We start from the raw sequence: 21,999 nt of genomic DNA on the forward strand, positions 1-21,999 counted from the left end.
GCCACGTTTTCTTCGTCCCCTATTTAGACGCCTTAAAAACAATGCTTGTAGACGTGAATGGTTGCACGGCGGAGAATAATTGCGCAAGCGTTGACGCCATGGCTGAATGTGGACGTGGTGGATCAGATGAAGGAGCGCGAGGTCACGGACGTCGCGACGCTGAAGGCCCTAGCGGACCCGCTGCGGCTGGCCGTGCTCGGGGTGCTGATGAAGCGCGACCCGGAGCCGGTGTCGGTGAAGGAGGTCGCCGCCGAGCTCGACGAGGCGCCGACCAAGCTGTATCGGCACGTCAAGCAGCTGGAGCAGACCGGGCTGGTGTACGTGGCGGAGACCCGGCTGGTCTCCGGGATCGTGGAGAGCCGCTACCGCTCGGCGCAGCAGTCACTGCGGCTGTCGCCGCAGGTGTTCGCGGAGGGCGGGGAACAGCCGGCCGTGCTGGAGGCGGTGCTGGCCGCGATGGACCTGGTGCGCTCCGAGTTCCAGCGGTACTTCCTGGCGGGACGGGTCGACATGGCCCCGGAGAAGCGGGCCGGCAAGTTCGCGCACGCCACCCTCCGGCTCAGCCCGGAACGGCTGCGGCGACTGCGCGAACGGATCGACGGGGCGCTGGACGAGGCGTTCGCGGGGGACGACTCCGCCGACCCGGACGCCGTCGAGGCGACCCTGTTCGCGCTGCTCTACACGGTGGACCCGCCGAAGGCCGAGCAGAGCTAGTGCCGCGTCAGGCAACCTTTGCCGTGAAGGAGCGGCGTCCGGTGCGTGCTATCGGCGTGCCGGCCGGAAGCCCTCGTACTGGATGTACTTGGGTTTTCGGCCGGTGCGGCGAGAGTGCGTGCCGGGCGTCGCGACGGGCGAAGGTTGCCTGACGCGGCACTAGACGTACCGCTCCAGGATCGAGGACTCGGCGAGCCGGGACAGCCCCTCGCGCACCGAGCGGGCCCGGGTCTCGCCGACGCCCTCGACGGTCTGCAGGTCGTCGATCGAGGCGGCGAGCAGCTTCTGCAGGCCGCCGAAGTGGTCGACCAGCCGCTCGATGACGGTGTTGGGCAGCCGCGGCACCTTGGCCAGCAGCCGGTAGCCGCGCGGGGAGACCGCGGAGTCCAGCGACTCCGGGGTGCCGGTGTAGCCGAGCGCCTTGGCGACGGTCTGCAGGTCGAGCAGTTCGGCGTGGGTGAGCGCCTCCAGGTCGGCGAGCACCTCGGCGACGGTGCGGCCCTTCTTGGCGGCGCGGTCCGGGAAGTAGTCGCGCACGACGAGTTCGCGCTCCGGCTCGACGCCGGCGATCAGCTCGTCCAGCTGGAGCGACAGCAGCCGGCCGTCGGTGCCCAGCTCCAGCACGTACCCGGCGATCTCGCCGGCGATCAGCCGGACCATCTCCAGGCGCTGCACCACCGCCGAGACGTCCCGGACGGTGACCAGGTCCTCGATCTCCAGCGCGGAGAGGGTGCCGGCCACCTCGTCGAGGCGGAGCTTGTAGCGCTCCAGGGTGGCGAGCGCCTGGTTGGCGCGGGACAGCACGGTGGTGGAGTCCTCCAGCACCCGGCGGGCGCCGTTGACGTAGATGGCGATCAGCCGCATCGAGTGCGAGACCGCGACCACCGGGTAGCCGGTCTGCCGGTTGACCCGCTCCGCGGTGCGGTGGCGGGTGCCGGTCTCGTCGGTGGGGATGTTCGCGTCCGGCATCAGGTGGACGCCCGCGCGCAGGATCTTCGCGTGGTCCTTGTCGAGGATCACCGCGCCGTCCAGCTTGCACAGTTCGCGCAGCCGGGTGGCGGTGAACTCGACGTCCAGCACGAAACCGCCGGTGCACAGCGCGTCCACGCTCTTGTCGAAGCCGAGGACGATCAGGCCGCCGGTGTTGGCCCGGAGCACCCGCTCCAGGCCGTCCCGCAGTGCCGTGCCCGGCGCGATCGCACTGAGGGAGGCCCGCAGCAGGGCCTCCTCGCGGGAGGACTTGTCCGCCCGGTCGATGGCTGCCACGTGACTCCTTGGGCCGACCCGAACCGTGTGCCGCGGCGGCCGACGGTCTGTCGGTCTGTCTGATGTTGCTGCGAATGATGCCTATGAGCAGCTGAAGTCTAACTGCGTACGGCCTCGGCGGGGCGTGGGTCAGGCCAGTTCGTCCGAGTCGACCGGCTCCCAGCCCGCCATCAGCTCCTCCGGGAAGGCCGGGACGGGGGCCCGGTCGCGGGCCCGGGCGAGTGCCTGGGCGCCCGGATCCGCGGGGGTGCGGGCGGGCGGTGCCGCGTCCGCCTTGGGCTTCGAGCGGGGGCGGCGGCCCGGGATCGCGCGCAGCGCCTCGCCGATGTCGGCGACCTCCACCACCTTCATGCCCGCCGGGACCTTGCCCGGGTCCGGCGGGACGAGGGCGTGCGTGAACCCGAGCCGGTGTGCCTCGGCGAGCCGGCGCTGCACGCCCGTCACCCGCCGCACCTCGCCCGCCAGGCCGACCTCGCCGATCGCCACCAGGTTGTTGGGCAGCGGCGTGTCGGTCGAGGAGGAGGCCACCGCCAGGGCGATCGCCAGGTCCGCCGAGGGCTCGGTGAGCTTCACGCCGCCGACGGTGGCCGTGTAGATGTCCTGCTTGCCGAGCTTCACGCCGCCGTGCCGCTCGACCACCGCCAGGATCATCGCGATCCGCGGCGACTCCAGGCCGGAGGTGGTGCGCCGCGGCGAGGGGATCTGCGAGTCGACCATCAGCGCCTGCACCTCGGCCACCAGCGGGCGCTTGCCCTCCAGCGTCACCGTCAGGCAGGTGCCGGGGACGGCCTTGTCACGGCGGGTCAGGAACAGGCCGGACGGGTCGGCCAAGCCGACGATGCCCTCGTCGTGCAGCTCGAAGCAGCCGACCTCGTCGGTCGCGCCGTAGCGGTTCTTGACGCCGCGGATCAGCCGCAGCCGGGCGTGCCGGTCTCCCTCGAAGGACAGCACCACGTCCACCAGGTGCTCCAGCAGGCGAGGGCCGGCGATCTGGCCGTCCTTGGTGACGTGGCCGACCAGCAGGGTGGCCATGCCGCGCTCCTTGGAGGCCCGGATCAGCGCGCCCGCCACCTCGCGGACCTGCGCCGGGCCGCCGGGGGCGCCGTCCAGCTCGGCGGAGGCGATGGTCTGCACCGAGTCCAGGATCAGCAGCGAGGGGTTGACCGCGTCGATGTGGCCGAGCACCGCGCCCAGGTCCTGTTCGGCGGCCAGGTAGAGGTGGTCGGAGAGGGCGTTGATCCGGTCGGCGCGCAGCCGGACCTGGCCGGCCGACTCCTCGCCGGTGACGTACAGCGTGCGGTGCCGGTCGGAGGCGGCCTTCGCCGCCACGTCCAGCAGCAGGGTGGACTTGCCGACGCCGGGCTCGCCCGCCAGCAGCACCACGGCGCCCGGCACCAGGCCGCCGCCGAGCACCCGGTCGAGCTCCGGGACGCCGGTGGAGCGGGCGGTGGCCACCTGCCCGTCGACCTGGCCGATCGGCTTGGCGGGCGCGGAGACCGGCCCGGCCGCCGTCGTCCGGATCGGGACGGCGCCGTGCTCCTCCACCGTGCCCCAGGCGTTGCACTCGGGGCAGCGGCCGACCCACTTGAGCAGTTGGGCGCCGCACTCGGTGCAGCGGTACGAGGGGCGCGGCTTGGCGGTGGTCTTGGTACGGGCAGCCATGCGGGCCACGGTAGCGCCTCGCACCGACATCGCCCGGATGTCACCCGAACGGCGTCATCCGGGCGAACAAGGAATCGGTCCTGTTACCCGAAAGAAGGACAAACGGCCGAAACCCCCCGGGTGGCGGGTTTCGGCTGCCTACCGTCGGTCGGGTGACCACCGTCCAGCCCCACCCCGTCGGCCCCTCCCCGGTACTCCGGGCGTACGGCGCGTGCGTCGACGGGCTGTTCACCTACTGCCTGTCCGTGCTCTGCGAGCACGAAGCCGCCACCGCGGCCGTCCTGGAAGTCCGCGACCTGGCCCAGCGCCACGGCGACCGGCTCGACGACCCGGCGCTGCTGCGCGCCTGGCTGTACGCGCTGGCCCGGCACCGCTGCCTGGCCCGGCTCGAGGGCGCCGCCGGCGGGGACGACGCGTCCCCGCCCGGTTCCCCGGGCACGCTGCGCGAGCGGCGGCGCGAACTCGCCTCGCTGGCCTGGCCGGAGGCGGCCGGCACCGACCCGGAGCAGCGCGAGGCGCTGGAGCTGGCGGTGCGGCACCGGCTGGACGGCGCGGAGGTCGCGGCGGTGCTCGGCCTGAGCGCCGAGGCCGCGGCGGCGCTGCTGGACGCGGCGGGCGCCGAGGTCGGCCGGACCAGGACGGCGCTGCTGGTGCTCGGCGTCGGCTCCTGCCCGGAGCTGGCCCAGCTCGGCGGCGTCGGCGCGGAGTCCTGGCGGGGCTGGGTGCTGGGCCCGGCGCTGCGCCGGGAGCTGGTGGCGCACCTGGTGGAGTGCCCGACCTGCCGGGGCACCGCGGAGCGGGTCGCCGGGCAGCTCGGGCACGGCCTGGCCGGGCTGCCGGGCCTGCCGCTGCTGGCCGCGCCCGGACCGCTGCGCCCGGCCGTGGCGCCGAGCGGCGGGACGGCGTTCCTGGCGGGCGCGGCGGCGGGCCGGCGGATCGCGCAGGGCCCGGCGGAGCCCCGGTTCGACCAGCGCGGCTTCCCCCGGCACCGGATGCCCTCGGCGCCGCGCGGTTCGGCGGTGCGGCAGCGGGTGGTGACCACCGGCGTGCTGGCGGCGGTGCTGGCCGCGCCGGTGGTGGCGCTGTGGAGCGCGCACCGGGGCGGCGCCGAGGACCACGCCTCGGCGGTGTCCTCGGTGCGGGTGGACCCGACGGCGGCGTCCGGGCAGCGCGTCCCGGTGCCGGAGCCGACGTCGGTCGCGGTGGCCGCGCTGCCGCCGGTCGCCCGGGTCTCGACGATGGAACTGGTCGGCTCGGTGACCGCAGAAACGTCCCTGCCGACGGTTCAGGGCCCGGTGGTGCCGGTGCCCTCGCCCGGGGCCGCGCCGCTGTCCAGCCCCGCGCTGACCGCCGAGCCCGTCCCGCCGCCGTCCGCCGCCACCGGGAGCCGGCTGACCGTGGAGGCGGGCGCGTACGGCAGCCGCACTGTACTGACGCTGACCAACTCCGGTGACGCGCCGCTGTCCTGGCACGCCGTGCTGGACGCGGACTGGCTGCGGCTGAGCCGGGACGCCGGCACCCTGGCCCCCGGCCAGCGGATCACCGTGACCGTCACGGTGGACGAGTCGCGCGCCCCGCAGGCCCGCTGGACGGCCCACCTGGCGCTGCCGCCGTCCAGCGCGGTGGTCACCCTGGAGGGCGGCACCGACCACCGCGGCGTGCCCACCCCGGGCCAGACGCCGACGTCCTCGCCGACGTCCACGCCGACGTCCTCGCCGAGCTCCCCGGCCGGCGGCACGGACCCGACCTCCCCCTCGTCCTCGCCCTCCGCGAGCGCCTCCGGCCCGGCCCCGTCGAGCCCCTCGCCGTCGGCGTCCGCCCCGGCCGACCCGTCCCCGTCGGCCCCCGCGTCCTCGTCCGCCCCGGCCTCGCCCTCCGCCTCCGCGCCGGCCTCCGAGCCGGCGTCCCCGAGCGCGTCCTGACGGGGCGGGCGAACGGGAGGGCGGGAGAGGTGGGAGGGAGGGGAGGGATAGGAGCGGGAGAGGAACCGGGACCGGCCGCCCGGGAGGGTGCCCGGCGGCGGTCGGGTGCCGGGTGATTCAGTCCGCCGCGGTGCGCTCGCCCGCCAGCCAGCGCTCACCGCGGGCCACGGCCTCCTCCAGCGAGGCGTCCAGGACGGGGTCGGCGGGAACGACTCCGTCCGGGCCGAGCAGTCCGGCCAGGCCGGTGTGCTCGGCGAGCCGGACGAAGGAGGGCTGCGCCCCGGCGACGATCAACCGTCCGCCGCGGGCGCCCAGCTCGTCGCTCTTGCGCCGCAGCAGCTTGACCATGCTGGACGAGGGCACGTCGGGGACGGTGCGCACCGCCAGCACCAGCACGGCGGGCCCGTCGGGGGCGCGGGGCCACTCGGCCTCGATCAGCGGGAGTTCGGCGAACAGGCTGACCCCGCTGTAGGCGAGCACGGTGACCCGGCCGGCCGGCAGTTCGGCCGGGACGCCGGCCAGCTCCCAGTGCCCGTCCGGGGTGCGGTCGAGCGCCGTGAGCTTCGCCTGCCGGGACGCCTGCACGCAGTAGAGCAGCAGCGAGAGCACCGCACCGAGGATGATCGCCTGCTGCAGCGGCAGCTGGGTGGTGCCCAGGAAGGTGACCGCCATCGCGGCGGCGGACAGCTTCGAGGTGCGCAGCACCAGCCTGATGTCGGGCACCTTGCCGACGATCAGTTCGCCGCCGACCACGATGATCAGCCCGCCGATCACCGGCATCGGGATGTGCTCGGCGAGCGGGGCCAGCGCCAGCACGATCAGCGCCAGCCAGACGCCGGAGAACACGCCCGCCCAGCGGGTGCGGGCCCCGGCCGAGACCGCGACGCCGGTGCGCGAGAGCGAGCCGCCGACCGGCAGCGACTGGAACAGCGCGCCGGTGACGTTGGCCAGCCCCTGCGCGGTGAAGTCGCCGTTGACGCTGGACTTCGAGCCGTCCGGGTTGGGCACCGAGGGGCTGATCCCGGCGGCCTGGGCGAGCGCCACCAGGGCGATCGACAGCGCCCCGCCGAGCAGGTGCCGGGTCGCCGACCAGTCGGGGGCGGTGAAGTGCGGCAGCGCGGCGGGGATGTCGGCGATCCCGCCGACCAGTTCGACGTCGGTGCCGAGCACCGCCACGCCCGCGCTGACCAGCACCATCGCCACCAGCAGCGCCACCGTCCGCAGCCGCTTCACCGCGTGCGCCAGCGCCCACACCGCGACGGTGGCCGCCGCCGTCAGCGTCGCCGCGAGCTCCCAGGAGCCGGGGTGCACCAGCCAGTCGCCGAGCTGCACCAGCTTGTTGTGGCCGTGCGGCTGGTAGCCGGTGGCGTCCTTGAGCACGCCGACCACGATCTGCAGCGCGATGCCGGTGGAGAAGCCGACCATCACCGCGTTGGAGACGAAGCTGAGCACCACGCCCAGCCGCAGCAGGCCCATCAGCAGCATCACCGCGCCGGACAGCACGCCCAGCAGCGCCACGTTCCCGGCGTCCGCCGGATCGAGCCCGGCGTCGCTCAGCACGCTCTGCGAGGTCAGCGCGATGGCGCTGGTCAGGGTGGTGACCATCAGCACGGTGCGGGCGGTCAGCGAGCCGACGACCGCCGGGACGACGCCGGAGAACAGGCCCGCGACCGGGTTGAACCCGGCGATCGACGCGTACGCCATGCCCTCCGGGATCGAGAACAGGCCGGTGACCAGGCCGGCGGTGACGTCGCTCGGCTTCGGCCGGCCCGGGGAACGCAGGGACGGCAGCCGCATCAGGTCAGGCCCGCCACCGCGTCACCGATGTACTTGGCGCCGAGGACCAGCAGCAGCACCAGCATGATCGCCGAGTTGTGCGCGGACATCCACGCCTTCCAGCCGCCCAGCACCTCGGTCGCCCGCGCCCCGCCGAGCAGGTAGACGCCCAGCGGCAGCAGCGTGCACAGCGAGCCGATCAGCACCAGCAGCGCCCCGGCGACCGCCTTGCCGCCGCCGCTCGCGCCGCTGGTGGCGATGGAGACCGCGCCGCCGACCGCCAGCACCAGGTTCTTCGGGTTCGCGGCGGCCAGCGCCGCCGCCAGGCCCGCCGACTTCGCCGGGGTGAACCGGTCGATCGCCCGCATCCAGCCCGGCGGCTCGGCGACCCTCCCCTCCCGGGGCCGGCCCTGCCACTGCTTGGCCGCCAGCAGCAGGAACAGCACGCCCAGCACCAGCTTCACCCAGTACGACCAGTCGGGCGTCCCGGCGCTGGTGTCGATGCCCGAGCCGGCCAGCACCACCACGGTGGTGACCGCGGCCAGCGCCACCACCCAGCCCGCCGTGAACGCGATGCCGTTGGACCGTCCGCGCGGGGTGGCCAGCATCAGGATCACCGCGATCAGCGGCAGCGGACTGATCGCGATGCCGACCGCCGAGGCCAGCATCTGCCCGATCGCGTCTCCCATGTCCGTTCCCCTCCCCGGTCAGCGCAGCCGGACGGCGGGCAGCCGGTAGCTGCCGTCGAGCACCGCGTCCTGCGGCTGGTACATCCGCACCATCGGCCGGAACCCGCCCGCGGGCGCGGGCAGCCAGTTCGCGAACTCGTCCGGCTCGGTGGGCCGTCGGTGCTGGAGGTAGAGGGTCAGCGAGCCGTCCTCGCCGTACACCAGGCCGGGCGTGCGGTCGCCGATCGAGTACCGGTCGATCTCGTTGGCGACCAGCAGGTACTCGGGGGTGCCGTACATCGTCACCGACCAGAACGCGCCCACCGGCGGGGTCTTCTCGAACCGCAGGGTGTACGCGTGCGCGCCGGTCAGCGGGACGCCGTCCGCGTCGTTGTACGTGGTGGCGTAGGCGGCCTCGTAGGCGTGGTTGCCCCACAGGCCGGCCCGGGTCGCGACCGCGCGGGTCAGGTACGCGGCGCGGCGGTCGGCGATCCGCCACTGCGGCTCGTCGCGGGTGCCGGGGCCGAGGAAGTCCAGGTTGTAGTCGAACAGGTGCAGGTTGGCCGCCCACTCGCCGGTGGGGTCGCTGGTGCCGACGGTCGCCGCCTCCACCCGCTCCCGGCCCGCCTCCAGGCCCTTGGCCAGCGCCGCCGCCCACTCGGCCGGGCCGTCCAGGTACGGCGAGCGGCCCCGGTCGAGCAGGCCGATCGGGGCGAAGCGCTGCTGGAAGGCGACGTCGGGGGCGGCGGGCGGGAAGGCAGCCATCCACAGCCGCAGCTTCTCCAGGAACAGCAGCTCCTCCGGGACGCCGGCCTCCGGCTCCGGCAGCCCGGCCGGGGCGCCGCCGTCCGCGAGCGGGGTCAGCGTCAACTGCCGCTGCAGCTCCCGGACCCGGTCCAGGTCGTCCGGCCCGGCGCAGTGGTTGCGCACCGCGATCACCGCCACCGTCGTCGGCGCGGTGATCACCGGCACGCCCTCCGGCCCGGTGCCCCGCCAGCCGGGCGGGGCGACCAGCCAGGTCTGCTCGGCGGTGCCGGACGAACGGCGGCCCACGTAGGCGAAGTTGTTCGTCCAGGCGTCGATGAACTGCAGCACGTCGTACGCGCCGCCGGTGTCCGGGACGTGCAGCAGCAGCGGGCCGGCGGAGAGGTCCAGCGGGGCCACCGAGTACACCGTGTCGTTGTTCACCGACACGAAGTGCGAGGCGGGGTCGGCGAGTTCGGAGGCGTGGCCGATGGTGTTCCACGGCGTCGGGCCGATCGCGCTCATCCCCCGGCGGACGATGGTGTCCACCGCGGTCAGGTTGGCCACCAGCGGGGATCCGTACACCAGGGCCTCGGCGGCCAGCATCTCGGGGGTGGCGTCAGCCATGCGAACGTCCTTGTCTGGTCGGTTGCTTCAGCGGGGAGTGGGCGTGGGCAGCCGCCAACTGCCGTCCAGCAGGGCGGTTTCCGGGCCGTAGGCGCGCACCGCGACGAAGTACGGGCCCTCGGGGACGGGCAGCCAGTTCGCGAACTCCTCCGGCTCCGTGGGGCGTTGGTGCTGGAGGTAGAGGGTCAGCGAGCCGTCCTCGCCGTACACCAGGCCGGGCGTGCGGTCGCCGATCGAGTACCGGTCGATCCCGTTGGCGACCAGCAGCCGCTCCGGGAGGCGGTACGCGGTCGCCGACCAGAAGAACCGGGCCGGCGGGAGCTGCCCGGCCGCGAAGCGCAGCACCGCCGGCTCCCGGCCGCCCGCCGGCGACTCCCGACCGCCGTACCACGCCTCCTCGACGGGCAGCCCGTACAGGCCCTCGCGGGCGCCGCGGGCCCGGTCCAGGTAGCGGGTGCCCAGCTGCTCCCGGGTGCCGAACAGGGCGGTGCCGGTGGTCGCGCCGTCCGCCGCGCCGTCCCCCGGGCCGTCCGCCGCGCCGTCCCCCGGGCCGTCCGCCGTGCCGTCCGCCGCTGCGGCCAGCTCCTCGCGGGCGTCCGCGATGCCCGCCAGCAGCGCCTCGCGCACCTCGGCGGGCAGCGCCGCCGGTTCGAAGTCGCCGCTGCCGACGCCCAGTTCGGTCAGCCGGCCGCGCAGGTCGGCGTCGGCGGGCAGCGCCGGGAAGAAGCCCAGCAGGAAGTCCAGCAGCGAGAAGAACTCCAGGGTGCCGAGCACCTCCTCGCCCCGCCACACCGGCCACACCGGCTCCGCCGCGACCGGCCGGGGCGTGCCCAGGTGCTCGCTCAGCGGCCTGAGCAGGTAGCCGGCCTGCACCCGCTCGACCTCCGGCACGTCCTGCGGCCCCGCCGAGAACGTCCGCCCGAGGATGCCGACCAGGTTGGTGTCGGCCCGCAGCACCCCGTCGAAGTCCTCCGGCGGGTTCGCCCGGTGCCCCGGCCCGGCGATCAGGTACCGGCCCGCGCCGCCGCCGGTGGTCCGCGAGCCGACGAAGCCGACGTACGCGGTATCCAGGTCGTGCACCGGCAGCACGTGGTACCGGTCGGTCGCGGGCTTCTCCAGCACCCACGGCTCGGCCCGCAGGTCCAGCCAGGCCCACGAGTACGGGGTGTCGTTGTCGGGCGTCACCACGTCCGTGTTGTCCGGGGTGAACGGGTGCGGGTAGTGCCGGAACACGCCGAAGCCGCCGACGTACCGCGGGTCGGCGTCGTCGATCGCCTGCGGGTAGACCGTCCGGTAGTTCTCCAGCAGCGGGTAGCCCCAGATCCACGCCTGCGCCGCCGTCCGCCGCACCGCCCGCGGATCCGCACCGGCCGGGTTACCCATCTCGCCCACCCATCTCCCCCACGAAAGGGATCATTCAGACATAGCGGTACACCGGGATGCTATGTGCTCCCCCCGCGATCGGCACTCCGACCGGCAGCCCGACCCGGCTTCTGACCAGCCGTCTGCTGCCGGCGAAAACGCTCCGCCCCCGGCGAACGCGGCGCATGGACGGCCACCGCCCCGGAGACCCTGCAGGGCATGGACATCCTTCTGCTGGGCGGCTCCAAGTTCCTCGGCCGCGCCTACGCCACCGAGGCGATCGCCCGCGGCCACCGCGTCACCACCTTCAACCGCGGCGTCAGCCGCACCGACCCGCCCGGCGTCGAAGCCGTGCACGGCGACCGTACGAACCCCGACGACCTGCGGCGCCTCGTCGACGGCCGCCGGTGGGACGCCGTCGTCGACACCTCCGGGCAGCAGCCCCACGACGTCGCCACCGCCGCCCGGCTGCTCAGCGGCCGCGCCGGGCACTACGGCTTCGTCTCCTCCGTCCACGCCTTCGCCGACTGGCCCGCCCGCCCCGTCGACGCCGACTCCCCCACCCTCGACTGCCCCGGCGACCTCCCGCCCGACCAGCCCTTCGCCAACGCCCTCAAGGCCGGCTGCGAACGCGCCCTGGCGGACAACTTCGACGGGCCCGCCGCCGTCCTCAACTGCGGCCTGCTGATCGGCCCGCACGAACCCATCGGCCGCCTGCCCTGGTGGCTCGACCGGATCGCCCGCGGCGGCCGCGTCCTCGCCCCCGGCGCCCCGGACCGGCCGCTCAGCCTGATCGACGCCCGCGACTTCGCCGCCTTCGGACTCGACCTCGCGCAGCGGTGCGCGGCCGGGCGCTACGTCACCACCGCACCGATCGGCTCGGCGACCACCGGCGAGTTCCTCGACGTCTGCCGCACCGCGACCGGCTCCGACGCCGAGTTCGTCTGGACGCCGGACGCCGACCTGCTCGCCGCCGAGGTCTCCCCCTGGGTGGAACTCCCCCTCTGGGCCCCCGTCACCGAAGGCTGGCACGGCACCTGGCAGGCCGACCCTGCCACCGCCCTCGCCGCGGGCCTGCGCGTCCGGCCGCTGCTCGACACCGTCACCGACACCTGGGCCTGGCTCGAAGCGGGCGGCCGCGCGGAGGTCGCCTACCGGCAGCTGGACACGCCGCTGGGGATCGACCCGGAGAAGGAGCGGAAGATCATCGGATAAGCGGGTGCAGGAGAGCACCGACAGGGGCTCGGGGAACGGCGAGACCGTGGCTGCGGGCGGTGCACTGCCGTGGCGTGCATCGGCTTCGGGTTCTGTTCACGGCACGCAGCAGCACGGGCCTTCGATGGGCTCCGGCCACCAGCAGCACGGACCCGCTGTTCCCCGGGCCCCTGATTTCGCGTCCCGCCGTTCTCGACCGAGCCCCTGAGTTCAGTAGGTGCGGCGGGTGACGAGTTCGGCGAGGGCCAGGAGGTCGTCGGCTCCGGAGGGGTCGGGGACGGCGGTGGCGAGGTGGGCGATGGCGGCGGCCATCCGGTCGCAGCTCTCGGTCTGGGCCCAGTTGCGGCCGCCGGCCCGCTCCACCGCGTCGGCGGCGGCGGCGAGTTCGGCGGGGCTGAGCGGGCGGCCGGTGGCGTAGAGGGCGGCGAGTTCCGCGCCGGCCGGGGTGCCGGAGGAGAGGGCGTGCACGACCGGGAGGGACTTCTTGCGGGCGGCGAGGTCGGCACCCACCGGCTTGCCGGTGACCGCCGGGTCGCCCCAGATGCCGATCAGGTCGTCGATCAGCTGGAAGGCGAGCCCGATCTCGCGGCCGAAGGCGTCCATCGCGTCGGCGGTCTCCGCGTCCGCCCCCGCGTACAGGGCGCCGAGCGCGCACGCGCAGCCGAGCAGGGCACCGGTCTTGCCCTCGGCCATGGTGAGGCACTCGGCGAGGGTGACGTCGGAGCGCTGCTCGAAGGAGCAGTCGGCCTGCTGGCCCGCGCAGAGCTCGACCACGCAGTCGGCGAGGCGGCGGACGGACGCGGCGGCGGCCGGGTGCGGGTCCTCGGCGAGGACCCGCAGGGCGAGGGAGTGCATGGCGTCACCGGCCAGGATCGCGCCGGTGGTGCCGAACACCCGCCAGGCGGTGGGGCGGTGGCGGCGGGTGTGGTCGCGGTCGAGGACGTCGTCGTGCAGCAGGGTGAAGTTGTGCACCAGCTCGACGGCGGCCGCGGCGCGGACCGCGTCCTGCGGGCGGCCGCCGACCGCGGTGGTCGCGGCGAGCACCAGCGCGGGGCGGATCGCCTTGCCCGCGCCGAGCGCGCTGGGGGTGCCGTCGGCCTCCAGCCAGCCCAGGTGGTAGCCGGAGACCAGCCGCATCGAGTCGGGGAGGGTGTCGACGGCGGCGCGCAGCGCGGGGCCGACGACGCCGCGGGCCCGGACCAGCAGGGCCATCGCCTCGGCGGTGTCGCGCCCGCCGTCGGCGGCCGCGGCCGGTGCGCTCTCGCCGTGCTGCCCGCGTTCGGGCACGGTGACGGCCATGGTGAAGTCCTCCCCCTCGGCGGCCCCGGCTGCGGGGCGGCAGGAACGCGCGCTGACGGGCCGTCAGGCGGTGGAGCGGGCGGGCCCAGGACGGTGGGCCCGCCCGGTGGTCAGTGCTGCCAGTGGGCGACGTTCACGTTCTCCAGGACGCCGATGGCGTCGGGAACGAGGATCGCCGCCGAGTAGTAGGCGCTGACCAGGTACTTGACCACGGCCTTCTCGTCGATGCCCATGAAGCGGACGTTCAGCCCGGGTTCGACCTGGTCGGGCAGCGCGCCGGGGCGCAGGCCGATCACGCCCTGGTTGTCCTCGCCGACGCGCATCGCCAGGATCGAGGTGGTGCCGTTGACCACCGGGATCTTGTTGCAGGTCAGGATCGGGACGCCGCGCCAGCTCGGCACCGTCCGGCCCTCGAACCGGATCGCCTCCGGGTACAGGCCGCGGCTGTTGCACTCCCGGCCGAAGGCGGCGATCGCCTTCGGGTGGGCCAGGTAGAACTTGGTGCTGCGGCGGCGGCAGAGCAGCTCGTCCATGTCGTCCGGGGTGGGCGGGCCGGAGTGGGTCTGGATCCGCTGGCCGTACTCGGCGTTGGCCAGCAGGCCGAACTCCGGGTTGTTGACCAGCTCGTGCTCCTGGCGCTCGCGCAGCGCCTCGACGGTCAGCCGGAGCTGGTGCTCGGTCTGGTCCATCGGCTTGTTGTAGAGGTCGGCGACCCGGCTGTGCACCCGCAGCACCGTCTGGGCGACGCTCAACTCGTACTCGCGCGGCTTGAGTTCGTAGTCGACGAAGGCGGTGGGCAGGACGGGCTCGCCCTCGTGGCCGGCCGACATGCCGATCGCGGCCTCGCCCTTGTGGGTCTGCGGGAGCTGCGAGTCGGCGATGAAGGCGAGGATCTGGTCGCGCAGCGCCTCGGAGCGGTCGGCGAGCTCCTGGAAGGCGGGCCAGGCGAGCACCATCACGGTGCCGGCGGTGGCGGCCTTGATGCTGTAGGGCCAGCGGCGGTCGGCCACGGTGAGCGCCTCGTCGCCGATGTGGTCGCCGTCCGCGAAGGTGCCGAGGACGGTCGGGTCGCCGTACTTGCCGGTGCCGATCTTGTCGACCTTGCCGTGCGCGACCAGGAGCACCTCGTCGATCTCGGTGCCCTGCTCGATCAGCACCTCGCCCGCCGCGAAGTCGCGCTGGACGAAGCGGCCGGCCAGCTCGGCCAGCAGCGCGTCGTCCTCGAAACCGCGCAGCACCGGGACCTCGCGCAGCGTGGGCGGGACGACCGAGACCTCGCGGCCGGTCTGCGCGAAGCCCACCCGGCCGCGGCCGACGGCGTACGACAGCCGCCGGTTGACCCGGTAGGTGCCGCCGGAGACCTCGACCCAGGGCAGCGCGCGGAGCAGCCAGCGATTGCTGATCTCCTGCATCTGCGGGGCCGACTTGGTGGTCGACGCGAGGTTCTTGGCGGCCGCCACCGAGAGGCTGCTCTGCGGCCTCGTCTGGGGAATTCCGGCGGTGGTTTCGGTCGTCATTTCGGAGGAGCCCCTGATCGCGTCGACGGCACGTTGCGGCAACCATGCTGACGGCCGTTCAGGTGAGGCGGCAATCACTCGTGGGGGTGATTCAGGCGCATGGACGCAATAGTGCGACCAGCGCACTGAATCGATCATCGTTCGATCCGGGCGCCCCCCCGGCGTGTTTCCCGGAGGCTTCCCGGGGGCCGTCGAGAACCCGTTCGAGAGCCCGTTCGAGGGCGCGCCGGATGCCCGCCGGAAGCTTGTCGGGGCCTTGTCGGGGGCTTGTCGAAGGCTTGTCGGGGCCTTGTCAGAAACGGCCCGGAACCCCTTTTCCGACCCCTCGTTCCAGGCGTCCGCGCTGCTCACCAGCCCCCTGTTCGAATCGCCGCGGAACAGCGCTAAGGTGGCCCCCTCACCGCGTGGTGACCGCCGCCACAGCGCAGGCGAACCGGTCGGTGACCTCCCCATTGGCACGCCCTCCTCCAGGGAGACCCTCGTGACCGCGCCCGTCCGCGTCTGGCTGAACCGCACCTACGCCGAGAACGTCTTCTTCATCGACCTGCTGCGGACCGCGCCGCGCCCGGTGCACGTCCTGGCCACCCACGTCGACCCCGACTCCCCCGTCATCGCCGCCGCCGACCTGGGCGCCCTCGAACCGGACGGGCTGACCGCCGAGGCGTACGTGGAATTCGCGCTGGAATTCTGCGCTCGCCATGACGTGGACGTATTCCTGCCGCGGCTGCACCAGTTGGCGATATCGATGCGCCGCCGCGACTTCGAGGCCCTGGGCACCGCGCTGGTCTGCCCGCCCGCCTCCGCGATATCGCTGTTCGCCAGCAAGGCCGACGGCTACCGGGCCCTGGACGCGGTCGGACTGCCCACCCCGCTGTGGCGGCAGGCCGACACCGCCTCCGAACTGCTCGCCGCCGTCGAGGAGATCGAGGCGACCGGCGCGGCCGCCTGCCTGAAGCCCTCCTCCGGCGCGGGCGGCGAGGGCTTCCGCGTCCTCACCCGCGAACCGTTCGGCCTCCACCGGCTCGCCGGGTACGTCGACGCCCGGGTCCAACTCGACCAGGTGCTGGGCGCGTTGGACCGCTCCACCGCCCCCGCCGAACTGCTGGTGATGCCCTACCTGGACGGCCCCGAGGTCTCGGTGGACTGCCTCGCCGAGCAGGACGGCCGGGTGCTGGCCGCGGTCGGCCGCACCAAGCGGGGCCGCCGCCGCGGCTTCACCCTCGACCCGGCCTACCTGGAACCCGCCCGCCGCCTGGTCGAGGAGTTCGGCGTCGGCCACCTGTCGAACGTGCAGTTCCGGCACGAGCGGAGCACCGGGCGCCCGGTCGTCCTCGACGTCAACACCCGCCCCTCCGGCGGCCTGCACCAGCTCCGGGTGTGCGGGCTCAACCTGCCCGCCGCGGCCGTCGAACTCGCCCTCGGCGCAAGGCCGTTGCTCCCCGACACGGACGAACTCACGCTCGGCGAGTACACCCTGGTCTCCAGCATCCAGGCGGTGCTGCCCCGGCAGTCCGCGGCCCCTGCGCTGGAACGCATCGGCGGCGCGGAGCGGCGGACCGCCGCCACCGTCTCCGTGTAGCGGCCCTTCCGCCAGACCCTCCCGTCGGGCCCTCCGCTAGGCCGTCGGCCCGGACCAGTCCAGGGTCGGCGGCAGCACGCCCTCCAGGGTGAGCAGCCAGCGCTTCGTCTCCACCCCGTGCCACGCCCCGCCGAAGCCGCCCAGGCCGTCCGCGGCCACCACCCGGTGGCAGGGCACCAGCAGCGGCAGCGGGTTCGCGCCCATCATCTGCCCCACCGTCCGGGCCGGCACCCCCGACGCCCCCGGCACTCCCGGCCCTCCCGGCTCGGACGGGTCGGTGAACACCCCGCTACGGGCGGCGAGTTCGCCGTAGGTCACGGTCCGCCCCCAGCCGACGGTCGCCAACAGGCAGCGCAGCACCACCAGGTGGGGCCCGGAGGCCCCGCTCCAGTCGATCGGCAGCCCCAACTCCCGCCGCGCACCGGCGAAGTACTCACCGACCCGGGACCGCACCAGATCGACCCGGCGGGCGTCGGCACACTCCGGAACGGGCGTGTCGCACAGGTAGCTCGCGGCCACCACGCCCCGGTCCGTCACCCCGAACCGCATCGGCCCGCTGGGCAGCGGGGTCGGGACGGTCACCCAGGAGAGCTCCATCCCTCCACTGTAGAGAGCACCGCCAGAAGTGCAGGAGAGCACCGCCAGGGGCTCGGGGAACGGCGAGCCCGGGTCTGCTGACGGTGCACTGCCGGAGCGCGCATCGGCTTCCGGTTCTGTTACTACACGCAGCAGCACGGACACATCGATGGGCTCCGGCCACCAGCAGCACGGACTCGCCGTTCCCCGAGCCCCTGGCGGTGCTCTCCCGGGCCCCTGGAGGGGTCTCTCAGAGGTGGTCGCGGAGGTAGGTCGCGAGGGTGCGGGACCAGGTGGCGAGTTCGGCGCGGTCGGGGGCCTCGCCGGTGCCCAGGGCGGCGAGCTGTTCGGTGGAGAGGTGGCCGCCGGCGGCCATCGCGGAGAGGCCGGCGAGGACGGCCGAGAGGCGTTCGGCGTCGTCGTGGCTGAGCATCACCAGGGCGTCGGTGTGGCCGATGGTCATGGAACCGGGCATCGCGTCCTCCTCGATCGGTCCTCCGTCCACCGTACGACCGCCGGGGCCCCGCTCGCCCGTTCGGCCCACCCCGATGGCCGGGGTCCGGGTGGCCGACGGACGGTCGGGGCAGGTGTGTCCGCCGGGTGACAGGGAGCGCAGATGCCAGCACAGGCCGCCGGTACGTCCCAGCCGCCCAGCCTGCGCGAGCTGCTCCGCAGCCCGGGGTACGGGCGGCTGCTCCTGGTGTCGGCGCTGGTCGGGGTGCCGGTCTCGCTGGCGGCGTTCGGCTTCGTCAGCCTGGAGCACGAGCTGCAGCACTGGGTGTGGGAGACGCTGCCGAAGGAGTGGGGTCACCCGCACGCGCCGTGGTGGTGGCCGCTGCCGGCGTTGGCGCTGGCCGGTCTGCTGCTGGCGCCGATCGTGACCCGGATGCCGGGGCGGGGCGGGCACGTGCCGGTGCTGGGGCTGGGCGGGCCGCCGACGCTGCCGGTGGAGGTGCCGTCGGTGGTGCTGGCGGCGCTGGCGGCGCTGCCGCTGGGTGCGGTGCTCGGCCCGGAGGCGCCGCTGATGGCGATCGGCAGCGGGTTGGCGCTGCTGACGGTGAGCGCGGCGAAGCGGGCGGCGAGTCCGGTGGTCGGGCCGATGCTGGGGGCGGCCGGGTCGACGGCGGCGATCGCCACGATCTTCGGGAGCCCGCTGGTGGCGGTGGTGATGATGGTCGAGGCGGCGGGCCTGGGCGGGGCGCAGCTGACCTTGCTGCTGCTGCCGTGCCTGCTGGCCTCGGGGGTGGGCGCGCTGGTGTTCACCGGGTTCGGGCACTGGACGGGGCTGTCGATCGGCGCACTGAGCCTGCCCTCGGTGCCGCAGGCGCGGCTGCCGGACGCCGGGGACTTCCTGTGGGGGGTGCCGCTGGCGGTGGTGATCGCGGTGGTGCTGGTGGCGGGGCAGACGGTGGGGCACCGCTTCGCCGGGTTCACGGCGCACCGGACGGCGACCCGGACGGTGTTCTGCGCGGTGCTGGTGGGCGTGTTCATCGCCGGGTACGCGCTGGTGACCGGGCGGTCGCCGGAGGAGGCGGCGCTGTCGGGGCAGGCCACGCTGGGGCAGTTGGCGGCGGACCCGGCGAGCTGGTCGGTGGGGGCGCTGCTGGCGCTGGTGCTGTTCAAGGGGCTGGCCTGGGGGGTGGCGCTGGGGTCGCTGCGCGGTGGCCCGATCTTCCCGGCGGTGCTGCTGGGTTCGGCGCTCGGGGTGGCGGTAGGCGGCCTGCCCGGGATGGGGGTCGAGGCGGGGCTGGCGGTGGGGTTGGCGGCGAGCAGCGCGGCGGTCACCCGGCTGCCGGTGACCAGTACGGTGCTGGCGACGGCGCTGCTGGGCGAGCAGGCGGCGGATTCGATGCCGCTGCTGATCGTCTCGGCGGTGGTGGCGTTCCTGACCGCGACGTTCGTGCACCGGGTGGCGGCGCCGGACCACTCGGTGGCCTAGCCGCGGTCCGGCGCACCGGACGGGGGTTCCCCTCCTCCCCCCGTCCGGTGCGGGTGCCGACGCCCCGGGCGGCGGCGAGCGGCTGCCGTCGGTGCGGGGTTCGGCGGGGCGCGGCCGGCGTGCCGGCGCACGGGCGGGCCGCGGGTCGGTCCGGCCCCGGGTGGCGGCGGGGGCCGGGTCGGTCGGGCTCGGTCAGGACCAGGCGATGTCCCGCCGGGTGCGGGTGGGGGCGGTGTTCCGGGTGCGGGTCATGCTCTTCTCCGTGCGGGGCCGGGCCGGAGGTCGGGGTGGAGTTCCGGCGGACGATCCGTGGGGCAACGGGGCAAGCCTGGATCGGGCCGATAATCGGCCGATAACATGTGCCTAACGTGCGCCGATGGGGAGTCGGCGGGGGGCGCGCGCGGACAGGGAGCAGCACGGTGCGCTTCGGCTTGCTCGGCACTCTGACGGCCCACGACGGAACGGCCGACTGTCCGGTCCGCGGCCCCAAGGCCCGCACCCTGCTCGCCGTCCTGCTGCTGGACGCCGACCGGCCGGTCTCGCTCGACCGCCTGGTCGACGCGCTCTGGGGCGAGCACGCCCCCGCCACCGCCGAAGCCTCGCTGCGCAACCTGGTCGCCCGGCTGCGCAGGGCGCTCGGCGACGAGGACGGGACCAGGCTGCGCGCCACCCCCTCCGGCTACCGGCTCGTCGTGGCGGACGAGGAACTGGACACCCGGCGGTTCGAGGCGGCGGTCCGGCGCGCCCGCGCCGCCCACGAGGCCGGCGACCCGGGCGCCGTCCTGGCCGAGACCGCCGCCGGCCTCGCCCTGTGGCGCGGCGAGCCGCTCGCCGACCTGCCGGAGCCCGCCGGGAGCCACGCGGTCTGCGAACAGTGGCGGGAGAGCCGGCTGCTGCTCCTGGAGTGGCGCTTCGACGCCGAACTGCGCCTGGGCCGCCCGCACGCGCTGGTCCCCGAGCTGACCCGCCTGGTCGGCGAGCACCCGCTGCGCGAAGCCTTCCACGCCCAGCTGATGCGGGCCCTGCGGCTGACCGGCGACCGCGCCCGCGCGCTGGCCGTGCACCAGCGCCTGCGCACCGCCCTGGTCCGGGAACTGGGCGTCGAACCCGGCCCCGCCGTACGGGAGGAGCACCGACTGCTGCTCGCCGAACCGGCCGGGAGCGCGGACGCGCCCACCGCACCCGCGCCCGTCGCCACCGCCCCGACCGCCGCACCGGAGCCCACCGCGCCCGCGCCCGGGCCCGCGCCCGACAGGAGGCCGAAACCGGCCCAAATACCCGCCCCCGCCGTCCACTTCGTCGGCCGCCAGGAGCAGCTGGCCGCACTGCGCCGCGCCCTGCTCGACGACCCGGACCGGCCGGCGGTCGCCGTGGTCAGCGGCATGGCGGGCGTCGGCAAGTCCGCGCTGGCGGTGCGGTGCGCCGACGAGCTGCGCGCCGAGTTCCCCGACGGGCAGCTGTTCCTGAACCTGCGCGGCGCCACCCCCGGCCTGGCCCCGCTCACCGCCCACGCCGCGCTCACCGCCCTGCTGCACGGCCTGGGCACCGCCCCCGACGCGGCGCCCGACGACCCCGGGAGCGCCGCCGCCCAACTGCGCAGCGCGCTGGCCGGCACCCGGACCCTGCTCGTCCTGGACGACGCCGCCGACGCCGCCCAGGTCCGTCCGCTGCTGCCCGGCGCCCCCGGCTGCGCCGTCCTGGTCACCGGCCGCGCGCCCATGCACACCCTGGACGGCACCCTGCACCTGCGGCTCGACGCCCTCTCCGAGCGCGACAGCATCGCCCTGGTCGAGCGCACCGCGGGCCGCGCCACCGTCGACCGGTCCGTGGTCGCCATCGAGCAGGCCGACCTGGCCCGGCTGGTCCGGCTCTGCGGGCGGCTGCCGCTCGCCCTGCGGATCGCCGGCGCCCGGCTGGCAGCCCGCCGCACCCTGCCCGTCCGCGGCCTGGTCGGCCGACTGGAGGAGCACGGGGACCGGCTGGACGAGCTCGAACTCGACGACCTGAGCATCCGCCAGTCGCTCGCCCTGACGTACGACGCGCTGCGCGCCTCCACCCGCCGCCCGGACCTGCGGGCCGCCGAGGCGCTCGCCGTGGTCGGCGCGCTCGACCTGCCCGACTACTCGGCGCCGCTGCTCGCCGCCGTCCTGCGGATCACCCCGGCCCAGGCCGGCGCCGCCCTCGACCGCCTGGTGGAGGCCGCCCTGCTGGACGAGCCCCGGCCCGACCGGTACGCCCCGCACGACCTGGTGCGCGACTACGCCCGCGAACTCGTCCCCGACCCCGCCGAGCGCACCCGGTACGTCCGGGCCGCGCTCGGCTGGTACCAGTCCGTGGTCGTCCGGACGGCGGCCGCCCTGGACCCCAGGATCTGCCAGGACCGGAAACTGCCCGCGGTGGACCCCGCCGGCCCGTTGAGCGAGGACGACGCGCTGGCCCTCTGCGACGCCGAGTTCGACAACCTGCTGCCCATCGTCGAACAGGTCACCGCCGCGCCCTGGGCCGGCATCGACGAGGTCTCGCCGCTCGCTCGGGCACTACTGCCGTACCTGCGCATCCGCCAGCGCACGGACACCCTGCGGATGTACGAACTCGTCCACCGGACGGCCGTGCGGGACGGCGACCGGACCGCGCAGGCGTACGCGCTCAGCGACATGGCCCACGCGCACTACAACTCCGGCCGGAACCTCCTCGCCCTCGAACTGATCGACCGCTGCCTCCCCCTGGTCGACGACCCGATGTGGCGCCAGCGCCTCATGGGCAACCGCGGCCTCCTGCTGACCGACCTCGGCCGGCCCGAGGACGCCCGGACCTGCCTGGAGGAGGCCCTGGCCCTCGCCGTCCGGAACGGCGACCACTACAGCGAGGCCCTCAGGCTCAGCGCCCTCGGCAACCTGGTGGAACCCGAGGACCCGCACCTCGCCATCGCCTACCACCAGCGCAGCGTGGACCTCGGCCTGCGGCACGACCTCGGCTTCGTGGTCAGCGTGGGCCTCGGGAACATCGGCTTCGCCCACCTGCGGCTGGACGACCCCGCCGAGGCCCTGCGCTACTTCACCATGGCGACGGAGCCCTCCCCGCTGGTCTCCTCCTGGCACATCACGGCGGAGGAGTGGCGCGGCCGGGCCGAGGC

General features: G+C 74.8%; 16 protein-coding genes. 6 read left to right on the forward strand and 10 right to left on the reverse strand.

Annotated elements, in window-relative coordinates; genetic code table 11:
• Window positions 1–114: 114 nt before the first annotated feature.
• Complete coding sequence (locus tag ACFUEL_RS13325; protein WP_380236277.1) at window positions 115–714, forward strand: helix-turn-helix domain-containing protein; 600 nt, start codon at window positions 115–117, stop codon at window positions 712–714.
• A 159-nt stretch (window positions 715–873) separates the two neighbouring features.
• Here ACFUEL_RS13325 and disA read toward each other — a convergent pair whose 3' ends face one another.
• A complete protein-coding gene (gene disA / locus ACFUEL_RS13330) occupies window positions 874–1,980 on the reverse strand; it encodes a DNA integrity scanning diadenylate cyclase DisA (protein WP_051827880.1) in 1,107 nt (368 codons plus the stop codon).
• A 129-nt stretch (window positions 1,981–2,109) separates the two neighbouring features.
• Window positions 2,110–3,642 (reverse strand): DNA repair protein RadA, encoded by a 1,533-nt coding sequence (gene radA / locus ACFUEL_RS13335; RefSeq protein WP_380236278.1) that lies wholly within the window; start codon window positions 3,640–3,642, stop codon window positions 2,110–2,112.
• A 152-nt stretch (window positions 3,643–3,794) separates the two neighbouring features.
• Between radA and ACFUEL_RS13340 the strand changes: the two genes are divergently transcribed.
• Complete coding sequence (locus ACFUEL_RS13340) at window positions 3,795–5,564, forward strand: hypothetical protein (protein ID WP_380236280.1); 1,770 nt, start codon at window positions 3,795–3,797, stop codon at window positions 5,562–5,564.
• A gap of 117 nt (window positions 5,565–5,681) precedes the next feature.
• On the opposite strand, the gene ACFUEL_RS13345 is transcribed toward ACFUEL_RS13340, so the two are convergent.
• Genes ACFUEL_RS13345 through ACFUEL_RS13360 form a run of 4 tightly spaced genes read right to left on the reverse strand, consistent with a single transcriptional unit; the run spans window position 5,682 to window position 10,762 of the window.
• A complete protein-coding gene (locus tag ACFUEL_RS13345; protein WP_380236282.1) occupies window positions 5,682–7,361 on the reverse strand; it encodes a SulP family inorganic anion transporter in 1,680 nt (559 codons plus the stop codon).
• Complete coding sequence (locus tag ACFUEL_RS13350; RefSeq protein ID WP_380236284.1) at window positions 7,361–8,029, reverse strand: GAP family protein; 669 nt, start codon at window positions 8,027–8,029, stop codon at window positions 7,361–7,363. Before ACFUEL_RS13350 ends, ACFUEL_RS13345 begins: the two co-directional genes overlap by 1 nt.
• An 18-nt stretch (window positions 8,030–8,047) precedes the next feature.
• A complete protein-coding gene (locus ACFUEL_RS13355) occupies window positions 8,048–9,379 on the reverse strand; it encodes a DUF1254 domain-containing protein (RefSeq protein WP_380236286.1) in 1,332 nt (443 codons plus the stop codon).
• Window positions 9,380–9,406: 27 nt separating this feature from the next.
• Window positions 9,407–10,762 (reverse strand): DUF1254 domain-containing protein, encoded by a 1,356-nt coding sequence (locus ACFUEL_RS13360; RefSeq protein ID WP_380236298.1) that lies wholly within the window; start codon window positions 10,760–10,762, stop codon window positions 9,407–9,409.
• Between the two features lie 198 nt (window positions 10,763–10,960).
• Here ACFUEL_RS13360 and ACFUEL_RS13365 point away from each other — a divergent pair, with 198 nt between their 5' ends.
• The gene (locus ACFUEL_RS13365) at window positions 10,961–11,956 is read left to right on the forward strand and encodes an NAD-dependent epimerase/dehydratase family protein (protein ID WP_380236287.1); all 996 of its coding nucleotides are present in this window, start codon (window positions 10,961–10,963) and stop codon (window positions 11,954–11,956) included.
• A 210-nt stretch (window positions 11,957–12,166) separates the two neighbouring features.
• On the opposite strand, the gene ACFUEL_RS13370 is transcribed toward ACFUEL_RS13365, so the two are convergent.
• Window positions 12,167–13,168: a family 2 encapsulin nanocompartment cargo protein polyprenyl transferase gene (locus ACFUEL_RS13370; protein ID WP_380236300.1), complete on the reverse strand. Its 1,002-nt coding sequence runs from the start codon at window positions 13,166–13,168 to the stop codon at window positions 12,167–12,169.
• 197 nt (window positions 13,169–13,365) lie between these two features.
• Window positions 13,366–14,772, reverse strand: a complete 1,407-nt coding sequence (locus ACFUEL_RS13375) for a family 2B encapsulin nanocompartment shell protein (RefSeq protein WP_380236288.1) — start codon at window positions 14,770–14,772, stop codon at window positions 13,366–13,368.
• Between the two features lie 481 nt (window positions 14,773–15,253).
• Here ACFUEL_RS13375 and ACFUEL_RS13380 point away from each other — a divergent pair, with 481 nt between their 5' ends.
• The gene (locus ACFUEL_RS13380) at window positions 15,254–16,351 is read left to right on the forward strand and encodes an ATP-grasp domain-containing protein (RefSeq protein WP_380236290.1); all 1,098 of its coding nucleotides are present in this window, start codon (window positions 15,254–15,256) and stop codon (window positions 16,349–16,351) included.
• A 36-nt stretch (window positions 16,352–16,387) separates the two neighbouring features.
• Here ACFUEL_RS13380 and ACFUEL_RS13385 read toward each other — a convergent pair whose 3' ends face one another.
• Entirely contained in the window at window positions 16,388–16,948 is a 561-nt protein-coding gene (locus tag ACFUEL_RS13385) for a methylated-DNA--[protein]-cysteine S-methyltransferase (protein ID WP_380236292.1), read from the reverse strand.
• Window positions 16,949–17,177: 229 nt separating this feature from the next.
• Window positions 17,178–17,402: a hypothetical protein gene (locus ACFUEL_RS13390; protein ID WP_380236293.1), complete on the reverse strand. Its 225-nt coding sequence runs from the start codon at window positions 17,400–17,402 to the stop codon at window positions 17,178–17,180.
• Window positions 17,403–17,543: 141 nt separating this feature from the next.
• Between ACFUEL_RS13390 and ACFUEL_RS13395 the strand changes: the two genes are divergently transcribed.
• Both ACFUEL_RS13395 and ACFUEL_RS13400 read left to right on the forward strand, forming a co-directional pair.
• On the forward strand, window positions 17,544–18,866 hold the full coding sequence (locus ACFUEL_RS13395; RefSeq protein WP_380236295.1) for a chloride channel protein: 1,323 nt from the start codon (window positions 17,544–17,546) through the stop codon (window positions 18,864–18,866).
• Window positions 18,867–19,285: 419 nt separating this feature from the next.
• Window positions 19,286–21,999 (forward strand): BTAD domain-containing putative transcriptional regulator (locus ACFUEL_RS13400; protein WP_380236296.1); only part of this gene is annotated, 2,714 nt, incomplete at its 3' end.

This window comes from Kitasatospora sp. NPDC057198, assembly GCF_042670125.1.
In the GTDB taxonomy this organism is placed as follows: Bacteria; Actinomycetota; Actinomycetes; order Streptomycetales; family Streptomycetaceae; genus Kitasatospora.